The 14,577-nt window shown below is 56.4% G+C and carries 13 protein-coding genes and 2 pseudogenes; 10 read left to right on the top strand and 5 right to left on the bottom strand.

What is annotated here, in order from left to right; all coding sequences use genetic code 11:
* Positions 1-97: 97 nt before the first annotated feature.
* Positions 98-1,111: a 5-oxoprolinase subunit C family protein gene (locus tag H9L05_RS14095; RefSeq protein ID WP_187731503.1), complete on the bottom strand. Its 1,014-nt coding sequence runs from the start codon at positions 1,109-1,111 to the stop codon at positions 98-100.
* Positions 1,101-1,844: a 5-oxoprolinase subunit PxpB gene (gene pxpB, locus H9L05_RS14090; protein ID WP_187731502.1), complete on the bottom strand. Its 744-nt coding sequence runs from the start codon at positions 1,842-1,844 to the stop codon at positions 1,101-1,103. The genes H9L05_RS14095 and pxpB overlap by 11 nt, the downstream gene beginning before the upstream one ends.
* A 277-nt stretch (positions 1,845-2,121) precedes the next feature.
* Here pxpB and H9L05_RS14085 point away from each other — a divergent pair, with 277 nt between their 5' ends.
* Both H9L05_RS14085 and H9L05_RS14080 read left to right on the top strand, forming a co-directional pair.
* Positions 2,122-2,826 carry a PA2169 family four-helix-bundle protein gene (locus tag H9L05_RS14085; RefSeq protein ID WP_187731501.1) on the top strand — a complete coding sequence of 235 codons (705 nt, stop codon included), beginning with the start codon at positions 2,122-2,124 and terminating at the stop codon, positions 2,824-2,826.
* A 424-nt stretch (positions 2,827-3,250) separates the two neighbouring features.
* The gene (locus tag H9L05_RS14080) at positions 3,251-5,779 is read left to right on the top strand and encodes a M1 family metallopeptidase (RefSeq protein WP_308422037.1); all 2,529 of its coding nucleotides are present in this window, start codon (positions 3,251-3,253) and stop codon (positions 5,777-5,779) included.
* A gap of 147 nt (positions 5,780-5,926) precedes the next feature.
* On the opposite strand, the gene H9L05_RS14075 is transcribed toward H9L05_RS14080, so the two are convergent.
* Positions 5,927-6,490: an arylesterase gene (locus tag H9L05_RS14075; protein ID WP_317175190.1), complete on the bottom strand. Its 564-nt coding sequence runs from the start codon at positions 6,488-6,490 to the stop codon at positions 5,927-5,929.
* Positions 6,457-6,633, bottom strand: a complete 177-nt coding sequence (locus H9L05_RS26225) for a hypothetical protein (RefSeq protein ID WP_187731499.1) — start codon at positions 6,631-6,633, stop codon at positions 6,457-6,459. The genes H9L05_RS14075 and H9L05_RS26225 overlap by 34 nt, the downstream gene beginning before the upstream one ends.
* 230 nt (positions 6,634-6,863) lie before the next feature.
* Between H9L05_RS26225 and H9L05_RS26930 the strand changes: the two are divergent.
* From H9L05_RS26930 to H9L05_RS14055, 4 genes and pseudogenes are all read left to right on the top strand, one after another.
* Positions 6,864-7,303, top strand: a pseudogene (locus H9L05_RS26930) (ABC transporter ATP-binding protein); the annotation flags it as partial.
* Between the two features lie 6 nt (positions 7,304-7,309).
* A complete protein-coding gene (locus H9L05_RS26925) occupies positions 7,310-7,558 on the top strand; it encodes a hypothetical protein (protein ID WP_394368505.1) in 249 nt (82 codons plus the stop codon).
* A 328-nt stretch (positions 7,559-7,886) separates the two neighbouring features.
* Positions 7,887-10,400, top strand: a pseudogene (locus H9L05_RS14060) (ABC transporter permease).
* 164 nt (positions 10,401-10,564) lie between these two features.
* Positions 10,565-11,893 (top strand): gluconate:H+ symporter, encoded by a 1,329-nt coding sequence (locus tag H9L05_RS14055; protein ID WP_187731498.1) that lies wholly within the window; start codon positions 10,565-10,567, stop codon positions 11,891-11,893.
* A gap of 92 nt (positions 11,894-11,985) precedes the next feature.
* Here H9L05_RS14055 and H9L05_RS14050 read toward each other — a convergent pair whose 3' ends face one another.
* A complete protein-coding gene (locus tag H9L05_RS14050; protein WP_187731497.1) occupies positions 11,986-12,243 on the bottom strand; it encodes a hypothetical protein in 258 nt (85 codons plus the stop codon).
* 268 nt (positions 12,244-12,511) lie between these two features.
* Between H9L05_RS14050 and H9L05_RS14045 the strand changes: the two genes are divergently transcribed.
* From H9L05_RS14045 to H9L05_RS26920, 4 genes are read left to right on the top strand one after another with little or no spacing between them, the layout of a single operon-like run.
* Positions 12,512-12,982, top strand: a complete 471-nt coding sequence (locus tag H9L05_RS14045; protein WP_187731496.1) for a LexA family protein — start codon at positions 12,512-12,514, stop codon at positions 12,980-12,982.
* Complete coding sequence (locus H9L05_RS23780; protein ID WP_223284439.1) at positions 12,966-13,619, top strand: Y-family DNA polymerase; 654 nt, start codon at positions 12,966-12,968, stop codon at positions 13,617-13,619. The genes H9L05_RS14045 and H9L05_RS23780 overlap by 17 nt, the downstream gene beginning before the upstream one ends.
* Entirely contained in the window at positions 13,505-14,257 is a 753-nt protein-coding gene (locus H9L05_RS23775) for a DinB/UmuC family translesion DNA polymerase (RefSeq protein ID WP_223284438.1), read from the top strand. Before H9L05_RS23780 ends, H9L05_RS23775 begins: the two co-directional genes overlap by 115 nt.
* Positions 14,199-14,510 carry a phage integrase SAM-like domain-containing protein gene (locus H9L05_RS26920; RefSeq protein WP_394368434.1) on the top strand — a complete coding sequence of 104 codons (312 nt, stop codon included), beginning with the start codon at positions 14,199-14,201 and terminating at the stop codon, positions 14,508-14,510. The genes H9L05_RS23775 and H9L05_RS26920 overlap by 59 nt, the downstream gene beginning before the upstream one ends.
* Positions 14,511-14,577 lie beyond the last annotated feature (67 nt).

Raw genomic sequence — 14,577 nt, 5'->3', positions numbered from 1 at the left:
ATCTCGCGTGTTTAGTGGGATTAGTAATCTTGTGTCAGCACGCGAGATGCTTCGCTGCGCTCTGCATGACCGTCTAGAGGCTCATTCTTAATGTCTATCACAAACGCATTTTAAGTCTTAACGCCTGCCGAAGCTGCCTAATATTCAGCTCCTGCTGGCAGTACAAGCGCTGCGCTTTGGCCAGCGACACCTCCCGAAAGCGGATTTTGCCCCCCGGCGGCACTTGCGCCAGCAGGGAAAAGTCAGCCGTAACTACCTGAGCGATGCGCGGATAGCCGCCCGTCGTTTGGTGGTCGGCCAGCAAGACAATCGGGTTGCCCTCGGCGGGCACTTGCACGGTGCCGAAGCTCACGGCGCTGGAAAGCATTTCCTCGGGCTGCATCAAGGCCAGTGCCGTGCCGTCGCCGCGCAAACGGTAGCCCATGCGGTTGGAGGCCAGCGTCACGGTGTATTCCTGGGCCCAGAAATTCTGCTGACAATCCGTTGAGAACAGGCTATACTCCGGCCCCGGCACCGCCCGAATGCTGGGGTTAGCCTGCGGCCCCTGATACAGCTCGGGGCTGGGCGTCCAGGCTGCCTGCAGCCAGGTTTTGTGGGGAGTAGCAGCGAGCATTTTTTGCCAAAACTGCTTAGCTACTGCTGATGGTCCGGGGCAGGCAATTACATCACCGGTTTTTAAGGCCCGCCCCTGCCGCCCCCCGATGCCGGCCTGCAAATACGTGGAGCGCGACCTCAGCACCGTAGGCACACTCAGGCCGCCCGCAATAGCCATATAGGTGCGGCAACCCGAGCCCTGGGGGGCAAATTGCAGCACGCTGCCCTGGCACACAAACACAGGCCGGTTCATTTTCACCGCCTGCCCGTTGATGGTGGGCGCCAGATTGGCGCCGGTAAGCGCGATAAGCTGATCCTCGTCGAACCGGATTTTAGGACCGAGCAGCGTGACTTCCAGGCCGGCTTCATTTTCCGGGTTGCCTACCAGCAGGTTGGCCACGCGCAGCGCTAGCGCGTCCATCGCCCCGCTCACAATAATGCCTTCTTTCTGGTAGCCTATTCTACCCAAATCCTGAATCGTAGTCAGGAGGCCGGGGCTGATGATGCTAAGACTCATGTCTATTCTGCTGCTCAAACTCCGCGGCCGTGATGGGCACGAAGCGTACCTGATAGCCCGCCCGCAGCAAGCTCGGATTCTCCTGGCGCGGACGAAAAAGCCGCCGGGGCGTGCGGCCAATCAGCTGCCAGCCGCCCGGCGTAGGAATGGAATATACGCCCGTTTGCTGGCCGGCGATTCCCACTGATCCGGCCGGCACCAATGTACGGGGCTGGTGCTTGCGCGGAGTGGCTAGCTGCTTGTTCAGGCCGGCTAAGTAAGGAAATCCGGGGGCGAACCCCACCATGGCCACCACATACTCCGCCTCGGCATGAAGCCGCACCACTTCCGCCTCCGACAAGCCTGCATAGCGGGCTACTTCTTCTATATCGGGGCCCCATTTGCCGCCGTAGCACACCGGTATTTCTACCAGCGTGGGGGCCATTTCCGGTTGAGGAGTGTGCACCTGCGCCAGCATGGCCTGCACAATTTCGGTCATGCGGGCGTACGGGTCGAGGCGGCCTTCCTCGCTCACCAGCCAGGGGTTATAGTACAGCGTGAGTGTTGTATAGGCCGGCACATATTCCAGCAGCCCCGTCACTTGTAGCTGGTCGAGGTAGGTGCAGCAGGCCCGAATACGCTGCTGAACCTCCGCGTTGTAGACGCGGCTGAATTGCAGCACGATGCCCGAGTCGCCCAACGGATAGATCTGGGGCTGCGACCATTGAATTTGCCCCCTACGTTGGTTTTGCATCGGCTGATTAAATAAATTCAACTCTCTTTTGTCGGCGAAATTTGTCGCCGGAATCTGTGCTTGGCTCGTCCGGCTCCAGCGCTGCACAGCCAGTTATTTGGCGTGCTTGGCTAGCTAGCAGGCATCTATACAGTTGTTAGAAGCTTGGAATTGCAGGTGAAAATCGACAAAAATATCGGGCTTAGCGCTGAAGCATCTCATTGATTAAGCAAGCTCAACTTAACTAGTTGCCCCATACCGCCGTAAGGGATATCATTACTATAACACTTATTACGTCATGGACCAATCACAGCAATCATCTCCGCAAAATAGCACCTCCACGCAGTCGCAAGGCGCAGGCCAGCTACTCGATCAAGCAAAGCAACTGCTCAACAAAGGCAACGTATCCGATTTGCTTGGCCAGTTACCCAACTCGGTAAAAGATTTGGGCACCAAAGCCACTACCGGCTATAACAAGCTCAGCACCACTCAGAAAGTAGTTGGTGGCGCAGCCATTGCGCTAGGCGTAGGTTTGTTGCTTACGAACCGTAAAAAAGGCACCGGCGACAAGAAAGCCGACACCTTACATGAGCTGCTGCTCTTCGTCAATGACCGCATTGAAGGCTACAAAAAGGCCGCTGACGAAAGCCAGGACCCAGAGCTGCAGGGCTACTACAAGCAGCTGGTAAGTCAGAGCCAACGCTTTGCCAGCGAACTGAATAACCACTTGCGCCTGCAAGGCGGCGAGCGGGAAGACGGCACTACGGTGAAGGGCAAAATCTATCGTCGCTTCATGGAGGCTACATCCGCAGTAACCGGCCACAGCGAAAAGACGATTCTGGCTACCAATATCCACGGTGAGATGTGGGCGCTGAAAGCCTACAAAGAAGCCCTCAGCGACAAGAGCTTAACCGGCGCACTGCGTCAGGAAGTAGAGCGCCAGCACACGCAGTCGCAGCAAACATATGACAAGCTAAAGCGACTGGCTGAAAAGCAAAGCTAGCCGTTAGCCTCATAAGCTAAGCCCCGTTGGGATGGTACTCAGTGCCATCCCAACGGGGCTTTTTGTTTTGTTACTTAACGCAAATGCTTCTAAGCTTTCGTGTTAAGCTGTAACTGATCAGAACGTGGTTGAGACGCAAGATTTTGCGTCTCCTCCTTGCTACTGTTGTTTGACTGAACGGCGCGGCACTAATTCTTCAACGAGGAGGCGCAAAATCTTGCGTCTCAACCACGTTTTGGCTAACCGAATCAACTTCAAAGCCAACGTAAGACAAACGAACTATTTTGGTCATCGATCCGCGATTTAGTTTGATCTTGTGGCTCTCTCTCGCTGCATTCCCTTTATGAAAAACAGGTTCAATAAGTACGCTCATTTTGGTTTACTATTATTCGTCGCGGCTGTGCTGGCTTGTTGCAATAAGGCAGTGAAAACAACCGATATAGCAGTGGAAAAAGGCGTTTCGCAACAGCTGGCGGCATATCGCAGCCGGGTAGTGTCAAATCTGGCTTATGTGCTGCACTTTACGATTCAGGTGGCTAAGGAAGAACCTATTCTGGCTACTGAATCGGTGTCGTTTAATCTGAATGAAAATAAAAGCCCCCTACAGCTCGATTTCAAGGAAAATACCAACCATCTCAAGCGTCTTACGGTCAATGAAAAGGCGGTTGATATTGACCACCGCAATGAGCACATCATTATCCCAGCGACAAGTTTAAAAGAGGGCAAAAATCAGATTAACATTGAGTTTATCGCCGGTGATTTGTCGCTGAATCGGAGCGACGATTTTCTGTACACGCTGCTGGTGCCTGACCGGGCGCGCACGGTGTTTCCGGTCTTCGATCAGCCTAGCTTAAAAGCTACTTTTCAGCTTACTCTGACTTTGCCAAAACAGTGGCAAGCTATAGCCAACGGACCGTTGCGGGATTCTACCATAACCGCGGCCAGCAATACGTATCGTTTCGCGCCCTCCGACACTATCAGCACCTATTTATTCTCCTTCGCGGCCGGTAAGTTCGACCGCATTTCGCGCACCGAAAAGGGCCGCGTCATGCAGTTTCTGCACCGCGAAACGGACCCCAATAAACTGAAGCTAAGTCTGGACCCGATCTTCCAGATTCACGGCGATGCGCTGGCATTTATGCAGACGTATACCGGCATTACGTACCCGTTCCAAAAGTTTGATTTCGTGGCTATTCCCGAATTTCAATATGGCGGTATGGAGCACGTGGGCGCTATCGATTATAAAGCGTCCACGCTGTTTTTGGACGAAGGCGCCACGCAGGATCAGAAGCTAGGCCGCTCCAACCTTATCGCCCACGAAACGGCTCATATGTGGTTCGGCGATTTGGTGACCATGCAGTGGTTTAACGACGTGTGGATGAAGGAGGTATTTGCCAATTTTATGGCTGACAAAATCACCCAGATTGCCGTCAAGAACTCCAACTACGACCTCAAATTTGTATTGGATCATTTCCCGGCCGCCTACGGCATCGACCGCACCGAAGGGGCCAACCCGATTCGGCAGCCGCTGGAGAATCTGCAGGATGCGGGCTCGCTGTACGGCAACATTATTTACCACAAAGCGCCCATTATGATGCGCCAATTGGAGCGTCTGATGGGACCCGAACAATTTCAGCTGGGCTTGCAGGAATATCTGCGCAAATACGCCTTCGGCAACGCCACCTGGCCCGACCTGATCAGCTTGCTCGATGCGCGCACACCGGCCGATTTGCAGGCCTGGAATCAGGTGTGGGTAAATGAGCCCGGCCGCCCCGTATTCGGGTATGATTTGCAGACGCTGGGGGGCAAAATTTCACGCTTAACCCTGACGCAAAAAGCCGAGGATAAGTCGGACCGCCTCTGGCCGCAGCTATTCGAAATAACGCTGGTTTATCCTACCACTACGAAGGAGTTTACCGTGACCATGGACCAGCGCGAAGTGGCGCTAAAAGCCGTGGAAGGCGAGCCCGCACCGACGTATATTCTCTTCAATTCGACAGGGCTGGGCTACGGTCTGTTTCCGGTAGATCAAAAAATGCCCCCCAGCGTGTTTGCACTCAAAAACCCAGTAGCGCGGGCGGCGGCTTACGTGAATTTGTACGAGAATATGCTCAATGGCCGCGTAGCAACGCCATTGCAGCTGTTGGCGCTAACCAGACAAGGGCTTACGCAGGAAAAAGAAGAGCTGAATCTGAAGCTGTTGACCAGCCAGCTAGGCGATATTTTCTGGAAATTTTTGCCCCCCACAAAACGTCCTGAGCTGGCTCCGGCCCTGGAAAATGAGATCTGGCAGGCGATGCAGCAAATCCCCAATAGCAACGCCAAAAAGCAGCTGTTTAAGGCCTATCAATCGTTGGCGCTAACCCCCGCCGCGCAAGCCAAATTATACGAGGTGTGGGCTACGGAAAAATCTCCTGCTGGCGTCAACTTAACGGAGGATGATTACACCGCTTTGGCCCTGGCGCTAGCCGTGCGCGACTACGGCACCGACGGCGAAATACTGCGGAAGCAGCTGACCCGAATTAAGAATGAAGACCGCAAAAAGCGCATGGAATTTCTGATGCCTGCGCTATCCGCGGACGTCAAAACCAGAGATGCGTTTTTTGCTTCTTTGAAAGAAGAAAAGAACCGCAGCAAGGAAGCTTGGGTAGTGGCCGCGCTAGGCTATCTGCACCATCCGCTGCGCGCTGAATCGTCGGAGAAGTATTTACCGGAGAGCCTGAACCTGTTGGCTGAAATTCAGCAGACGGGCGATATTTTCTTTCCGTATTCCTGGTTGCAAGCCACATTCGGGAGCTATCAGTCGCCAGCGGCGGCCCGCACGGTTCGCGCATTTATCACGAAAAATCCCAAGTACAATCCGAAGCTCAAAGCGAAGATTCTGCAAGCCAGCGACGATTTATTTCGGGCGGAGAAATTGGTGAGGAAGCATGTGCCAGAACCTAGCGCGTGACCTCACCCGCGGCCTCTCACCTCGGGGTAACGCGCATTAAGCGTTTGCGCGGAGCCTTGCTTACCAATGGCCTAGTTAAGTATCGTCTGGCTCCCCTCTCCCCGAGGCTTCGCGCATCAAGCGAACCGGGCCGCGGGTGAGGTCACGTTACAATGCCTTTGTTGCCACTGGCTGCTTTAATAATGGCTGCAAAATATCCCAAACGGTACGGGCAATGAGGCGGTGGCCGGCGGGCGTTGGATGAATTCCGTCGGGCTGGTTGAGCTTGGCCACGCCGCCCACGCCTTCGAGCAGGAAAGGAATGAGCACCAGCTTGTTTTCGCGGGCCAGATCAATGTAGGTCTGCTTGAATTGGGTGGCGTAATCAGCGCCGAGGTTGGGAGGAATCTGCATGCCAGCCAGCACAATCTGGGTTTGCGGACTAATGCGGCGCACCGTGTCGATGATGGCTTGCAGGTTGCGGCGCGTGTCAGTGAGCGGCAGGCCGCGCAGGCCATCATTGCCCCCCAGCTCCAACACAAATACATCCACGGGCTGGCGCAATACCCAACCCACACGACTGCGTCCGCCGGCGGTTGTTTCGCCGCTCAAACCGGCATTTACCACGGTATAACCCAGGCCAGCGGAGTCAATCTTTTGCCCTACCAGCGCCGGAAACGCCTCTTCCGGCTCTACTCCTAGGCCCGCTGTGAGGCTATTACCGAAGAACAGAATGGTGCGGGAGCGTGCCGTGGGGGCTTTTTATCAGCAGCAACCGGCGGCGTAGCCACCGACGTGGCGGTTTGCGAATCGGAGCCGCAACTGGTCAGCGCGAGGAGCAGACAGCAACTAAATACGGACAACAGGGTTTTCATGCGTGGGGGGCCTTTTTGAAGTATATGCGTAACGACAGAAAGTATTATAAAGATTAAAACGTCGTTTAGAATGTATTCAGAACGTCATGCAGAGCAGAGCGAAGCATCTCGCCTGCTGACGCAGGGTTACTAAACCTGATAAACACACGAGATGCTTCGGCTTCGCCTCTGCATGACCGCCCATTTTCATTTTATTGCCTCTTTCATAACAATCCATACGCCCATCCTTCGTGCTTAAAGTAGAAAATCTCACCAAATCATACGCCAGCGGTGGCCGCGACCTCACGGTGCTGGAGGCTGTCAGCTTTGAACTACAGCCGCAAGACACGTTTGCTATTGTAGGGCCCTCGGGCAGCGGCAAAACCACGCTGCTGGGTTTGTGCGCCGGCCTCGACCGGGCCAGTGCGGGCAGCGTGTGGCTCAACGGAATTCAGCTGGACAATCTCAGCGAAGACCAGCGCGCCGCCGTGCGCAACGAGCACGTAGGGTTTGTTTTCCAGAATTTTCAGCTCCTGCCCTCTCTGACCGCCCTCGAAAACGTACTGGTGCCGTTGGAGCTGCGCGGCGTGCGCGGGGCACAAAAACGGCTTTGGAGCTACTGGAGCGCGTGGGCCTGGGCGGGCGCGGTCACCACTACCCTACCCAGCTTTCGGGTGGCGAGCAGCAGCGCGTGTCTTTGGCGCGTGCCTTTGCTAATCGGCCCAAAATCCTCTTCGCCGACGAGCCCACCGGCAACCTCGACGCCGACACCAGCGCCACGGTAGTAGAGCTGCTATTTGAGCTAAACCGCGAAGCCGGCACCACACTCGTGCTCGTCACCCACGACCTGGAGCTAGCCGCCCGCACCCAGCGCATCGTCCGCATCAAAGGCGGCACTGTCGTGTCAGATACGGTTAATCAGGTAGGTGCACGGGTGGAAATATAGGGAGCACACAAAGGCCATTTTATAAAGGCGGTCATGCAGAGCGCAGCGAAGCATCTCGCGTGCTGACGAGAGGTTACTAAACTCAACCAAGAAGAACGTCATGCTGAGCGGAGTCGAAGCATCTCTACTGTGACTAATTCCAATCGGTGCTCAACGAAGCAGGAGAGATGCTTCGACTTCGCTCAGCATGACCGCCTGATGTGTGGCAACGACCGCGAGCGAGATGCTTCGCTGCGCTCTGCATGACGTTCTAGTATAGGAACGCCTATCTTATTGCAAACACTAATTTCCCTTTTATCTCATGTCTAATCTTCCCTGGCTTTGGCGCATGGCGTGGCGCGACAGCCGCCGCAGTCGTTCCCGGTTGCTGCTATTTACCTCGGCCATTGTGCTGGGGATTGCGGCGCTGGTGGGCATCAACGGCTTCGGCGACAACCTGGCCCGCAGCATCGACGAGCAGGCGCGCGAGCTGGTGGGGGCCGATTTGGTCCTCTCCGCCAACCAGCCCTTCGACTCTACGCTCCAAACCACTTTGCGTCAACTCGGCCAGCGCCGCAGCGACGAAGTAGCATTTGCTTCGCTGGTGCAGTTTCCCAAAGGTCAGGGCGTGCGGCTGGCGCAGGTGCGGGCCCTTACGGGGGCTTTCCGTACTACGGCGAATGGCTTACGGAGCCGACCACTGCCGTAGCCGCGTTTCGGGAAGCAGGTGCCAATAGCCAACGCGTGGCACTGGTCGATGATGCGCTGCTGGCTCAGTTTGCCGCCCGCCCCGGCGATTCTATAAAAGTAGGTGAGCTGACTTTCCGCATTGCGGGGCGGGTGCGCAAGACGCCGGGCCAATCTGGCTTTAGCGCCTCCGTGGCGCCCACGGTTTTTATTCCCCGCGAACTGGTGGAGCAAACCGGCCTGTTGCAGCGCGGCAGTCGCGTGCAGTATCGTACATATTATCAGTTTGCGCCCGGCACTAACGTCGACCAAACTATTAAGCCCCTGGAGGCCCGCCTCGACCAAGCCAACATCGACAGCGACACGGTGGCCGAGCGCAAGCGGCAGACCGGTCGTTCCTTTACCAACGTCACCCGCTTTCTGAATCTGGTGGCTTTCGTGGCGCTGTTGTTGGGCTGCGTGGGCGTGGCCAGTGCCGTGAGTTTGTATGTGCGCGAGAAGGTGGCCGCCGTGGCTGTGCTGCGCTGCCTGGGTGCCAGCGGCTGGCAGGCCGTCCTGATTTATTTGCTTCAAACGGCGCTAATGGGGTTGCTGGGGCCATTTTGGGCGCTGCTCTGGGTACCGGCGTGCAGTTGTTGCTCCCGAAGGTGGTGGAAGGTTTTCTGCCCGTCACGGTGAGCGTGGGCATTTCGTGGTCGGCGGTGGCGGAAGGGATTCTGACGGGCGTATTTGTGGCCGTATTATTTGCCTTGCTCCCCTTGCTGAGCATTCGGCGGGTGTCGCCGCTGCGTACGCTGCGGGCCTCGCTGGAAGAAGACACTGCCGGCTCTGATCCGCTGCGGGGCTTGGTGTACGGGCTCATTATCCTGTTTATCACCGGCTTCGCTTACCTGCAAACCCGCGACTGGAAGCTGGCTTTGGGCTTCGCGGGGGCTTATTGCTCACGTTTGCGGTGCTGGCCGGGCTGGGCGAAGGGTTGCGGCGGGCGGTTCGGCGCTACTTCCCCAGCTCCTGGAGCTACGTGTGGCGGCAGGGCTTGGCCAACTTGTACCGGCCTAATAATCAGACGCTACTGCTCACTGTTTCTATTGGGCTGGGCGTATTTCTGCTCGCAACGCTGTATTTATTGCAAGGATTGCTGCTGAGTCAGGTGGAAATATCGTCTACCAATGGGCAGCCGAATCTGGTGTTGTTTGATATCCAGTCGGCCCAGCGCGAAGGCGTCACTCAGCTCGTAAAGCGCAATAAACTACCCGTATTGCAGCAAGTTCCGGTTGTGACGATGCGCTTATCGGCCATCAACGGGCGCTCGGCGGCGGAGCTGAAAAAGGATACGGCCAGCGGTGTCTCTAAGGGCGCGCTGGGGCGGGAGTACCGCGTTACGTACCGCGATTCTCTCATTAGCTCCGAAACGCTGGCGGCTGGCAAGGCTCCGTTTGTTGGCCCGGATGGTATTCCGCGCGTTTCCTTCGATGACGGCTTTACGGAGCGTCTCAAGATTAAAATCGGCGATACGCTGACCTTCAACGTGCAGGGCGCGCCGCTGGTCACCATCGTGGGCGGCACCCGCACCGTCGACTGGAGCCGGGTCCAAACCAATTTTCTGGTGGTCTTTCCGAAGGGCGTGCTAGAGCCGGCCCCGCAGTTTCACGTGCTGCTCACCCGCGTGCCCGACAACGCCACGCTGGCCTTGGTGCAGCGCGAGCTGGTCGCTGATTATCCCAATGTATCGGCCATTGATCTGGGCTTGATTCTGCAAACCCTGGACGAGATTCTCACCAAAATCTCCTTTGTAATCCGCTTTATGGCCTTGTTCAGCATGGCCACGGGCTTGCTGGTGCTGGTGAGCTCAGTGGTGGTGAGCCGCTACCAGCGGGTGCGGGAAAGCGTGCTGCTGCGCACGCTCGGCGCCAGCCGGGCCCAGATTCTGCGCATTACGCTGGTCGAATATGCGCTGCTGGGTCTGCTCTCGGCGGTGGCCGGACTAGGGCTGGCGGTAATGGCGGCCTGGGCCTTGGGTGCGTTCGTTTTTGAGGTGCCTTTTGCCCCCCAGATCGGTCCGCTGCTCCTGCTGGCCTTGCTTACCACGGCGCTCACCGCGCTTATCGGTTTGCTCAATAGCCGCGACGTGCTGACGCGCCCACCGCTGGAAGTGCTGCGCGGCGAAGTGAGCTAAAGTGGGCGGATATTTCCCGCTCTGCTGGCGAGCCTCACATAAGCTGTAGGAATGTAAGTAAAACAGCAAAATCTCCTCTTGTGGGGCTTTTACTCATTGTCAAAGGTTCGAAAGCCAGCGGACAGCAGTAGTTTTCCTCTGTCCGCTCATTTTATTTTGCCCCCATGACCCTACTTATCATTCTGCTGGCGGTGCTGGCGCTTATCGCCCTCATCAACTGGGGTAAGGTGAATGCCTTTCTGGCCTTTTTGCTGGTTACCATTCCCGCGGGGCTGGCCCTGGGGCTCGGGCCGGGGCAGGTGTTGGCGGCCGTGCAAAAAGGTCTGGGCGACACCCTGGGCTCGGTAGTATTGGTGGTGGTATTAGGCGCCATGCTGGGCAAACTGGTGGCCGAAAGTGGCGCGGCCCAGCAAATTGCCGCCGTGCTGGTTGGTCGGCTGGGGGCCAAAAATATTCAGTGGACTATGATGGCCACGGGCTTTATCATCGGTATTCCGCTGTTTTACAACGTGGGCTTTCTGCTGGTCATCCCGCTTATTTTCTCCGTAGCCTACCAATACCGCCTCCCAACCCTGTTCGTGGGCCTGCCGCTGCTGGCCGCGCTGTCTGTCCTGCACGGCTTTTTGCCTCCTCACCCCGCCCCCACCGCGCTGGTTGTGCTATTTAAGGCCGACGTAGGCCTCACGTTCGTCTATGGGCTGCTGGTGGCGGTGCCGGCCGTGCTCCTGGCCGGCATCTTTTATAGTCGCACGCTACGCGGCATTGTATCGCAGCCTCTGACAGGGTTTGTGAGCGAGCCACGCCCCACCAGCCTTTTGCCTGGCCGGCTAAACAGCTTTCTGTCTTCGCTGCTGCCCGTGCTGGTGCTCTCGCTGGTATTCAGTTTGCAGGCAATTTTGCCCCCCAGCGGGCCGCTGGCCCCGGTGCTGGCGTTTGTCGCCGATCCGGGCGTCGTAATGCTGCTGTCGGTGCTGGTGGCTACGTTTAGCCTGGGCCGTGGCCAGGGCAAAAGCATGCCTGAGATAATGGAAACCTACGGCGCCGCTATCCGCGACGTAGCCCTGCTCCTGCTCATCATCGGCGGCGCCGGCGCCCTGAAGGAAGTGCTGATGGCCAGCGGCGCCGGCACCGTCATTGCGGCTGGCCTGCAAGGTACTGGCCTGCCGCCCCTGCTGCTGGGCTGGCTGATTGCGGGCCTCATTCGGGTGTGCCTGGGCTCGGCCACGGTAGCAGGCTTGACGGCGGCCGGCGTAATGCTGCCCACCATGACGCAGGTAGCCGTAAATCCGAACCTGATGGTGCTGGCCATCGGAGCGGGCAGCCTCCTGTTTTCGCACGTCAACGACAGCGGCTTCTGGCTGTTCAAGGAATATTTTAACCTGTCGGTGCGCGATACGCTGCGCTCCTGGTCGGCCATGGAAACCATCGTTTCGGTGGTGGGCTTGTTGGGCGTACTCCTCCTCGACTGGCTTCTGCCATTGGTTTCCGGCTAAGTGCACAGTGGTAAAACACTTCGTAAAAAAGCCCCCCAGGTATTCGCTGGGGGCTTTTTTGATGAATTTCGGCAAGATGCTCAGGCAGGCGGCTAATTATACTGTTCGCCCGGCTCCCACCGCTCATCGGCTTTGTAAAAGGTGGAGTTTATGTGCTTGGGTTTAGGCTTGATTTCCCCATCCCGGTCCAGAATATCCCGGATCAGATTCTCCACTTTTTCCTGCGGAATGCCTTTCATGGTAATGTCGGCTTCGGGGCGCGTCATGATGATGGCTACGTCGATCAGGCCTGGAACAGCCTCCGTCTGGCGAAACGCAACGACCTGATCCAAGTTTATGGTAATGGGCAAATCTGCGCCATTTTGTAAGGGTTTGAACATCATTGGTGTGTTGCAATGGAGTGGATAATGCGCCTAAGGTAACATCTTTCTTTTAGTGAATACAGCCTTCAAGCAGACCAGTAGTGAAGCCTGTTGGCTAGCTGCGGGCCGGGGCGAAAGCGGCTTATAGGCCATTAGCTGCCACACGTTGCAGTTGTTTTACTAAAAATATTGTCAATACTTATACTAATTTAATTAGCACATCGTATACTTGCAGCGAACCTACTGCTGCGTTGCTATGCGTGAATTTGTTGTTGTCTCTGTTTTGCGCCAGCCCGTGTGGCTACCCTTCATTCAAAGTCTGGTACCGGCTGGCTTTCCCTCGCCCGCTCAGGATCACGAATCTGCTGCCCTAGATTTGAATGCCTTATTGCTGCCTCATCCCGATGCTACTTATCTGATTCGGGCCTATGGCGACAGCATGATGGGCGGCGAGGACGGCATCCGCAGCGGCTCCCTGCTGGCCGTGGACTGCACGCTCGAGCCCCGTTCCAATGACGTCGTTATTGCCTCGCTGGATGGCATGGACTACACGCTCAAACGCCTCATTCAGCGCCCCGATCAGTCGTGGTGGCTAGTGCCGGATAACCCAACCTACCCGGCCATCCCGATTGATACCCCCGACGTGTTCACCGTCTGGGGCGTCGTCACGCACATCGTGAACGAAACCCGTCCCGGCAAACTCGGCCAGTATGTTCGCGCTCGTTGACTGCAACAACTTCTATGTGAGTTGTGAGCGGGCTTTTCAAGGAAAGCTGAGAAGTGTACCCGTGGTAGTACTCAGCAACAACGACGGCTGCATCATTTCGCGCTCCCAGGAAGCCAAAGCCCTCGGAATCAGAATGGGCGAACCGTATTTTAAGGTAAAGCCGCTACTCGAACAACACGGCGTGCGGGTATTTTCCAGCAACTACGCCCTCTACGGCGACATGTCGCGCCGGGTGATGTACTACCTGAGCTCGGTGGTGCCGGATATCGAGCTTTACTCCATCGATGAGGCCTTTCTGGATCTGCGCGGCATGGAGCGCTACTGCGGCAACCTAGTTGATTACGCTGCCAACATCAAACAAGAGGTTTACCGGCGCACGCATATTCCCACCTGCATTGGCATCGGTCCCACCAAAACGCTGGCGAAGCTCGCGAACCGCATAACGAAGAAAAATCCAGAGCTGGGGGCATTTTTTGCCTCGATACCACAGAAAAACGCCAGTGGGCCCTGGAGCAGGTTGCCGTGGAAGATGTGTGGGGCATTGGGCAGCAGTATGCTATTAAAATGCACGAGGCCGGCATCCAGACCGCGGCCGCGCTGGCCCGGTGCTCCGAGTCGTGGGTGCGTAAGCACGTAGGCGGCGTAGTTGGTGCCCGCTTGGTGCGTGAATTACAAGGTATTCCTTGCCACGCCTTCCAACCTTGCGATGAAGGTACAACCACCCGTCAAAGCATTGCCTGTACCCGCTCGTTTGGTAAGCCCCTCTCCACTTTCCCCGATTTGCTAGGAGCGGTTGGGGCCTTCACCTCACGGGCTGCCGAGAAGCTGCGGCGGCAAGGCTCGGCCGTCAACACGATGACGGTATTTATCAGTAAAAACAAGTACGGAATCGAGCCTCCACCCTACACCTTTTCCACTGTTATATCCCTGCCCGTAGCCACTGATGATACCAGCGATTTGCTACGGCACGCCCGTATTGCCCTGAAGCGCATCTGGCAGCCCGGCTCGGCTTACACGAAGGCCGGGGTGGTGCTCGCCGGACTGGAAACGGCAGGTCAGCAACAGCTTAATTTGTTCTCGACCTCCAATAAAGGGGAAGCGCGCGCCAAGCTTCTGCAAGACCTCGACCAGCTCAATCAGCGCTTCGGGGCGGGCACCGTACAGTTTGCGACGGCCGTAATTCCCAAAGGCAAGCAGCCAGTGCCCTGGCTTGGCAATGCTGACTTTAAAAGTGGGGCTTATACTACTAACTGGGATGAGCTGTGGGCTCTGTAGATCGTGGGGCCTAAGGCAACAAGCCTGCAGTAAACTAGAATACGGAGGCATTGAAAAAGCCTCAACTTTCGTTAAAGCCTATGTGACGAAACGAGGCATCAAACTGACTCTATCTTATTTAGACACCAACTTTTACCATGACTTTGTTCAGTTCCTGACCAAAGAGTTAGAGATGACGAATGGCACAGTCAATAACCATCTTAAGCGGGTTAAAGTAGTGATGAGTTATGCACTGGAAAAAAGGATTGACTGATAATCTTGCTTTCCGCAAATTCAAGCTCCTGAAGCATACGGAGACCGATGTTATCTACTTAACCCAA

This window comes from Hymenobacter qilianensis (assembly GCF_014489555.1).
In the GTDB taxonomy this organism is placed as follows: Bacteria; Bacteroidota; Bacteroidia; order Cytophagales; family Hymenobacteraceae; genus Hymenobacter; species Hymenobacter qilianensis.
The sequence above is the reverse complement of the archived record's forward strand: the minus strand, read 5'-3'. Positions and strand labels throughout refer to the sequence as shown.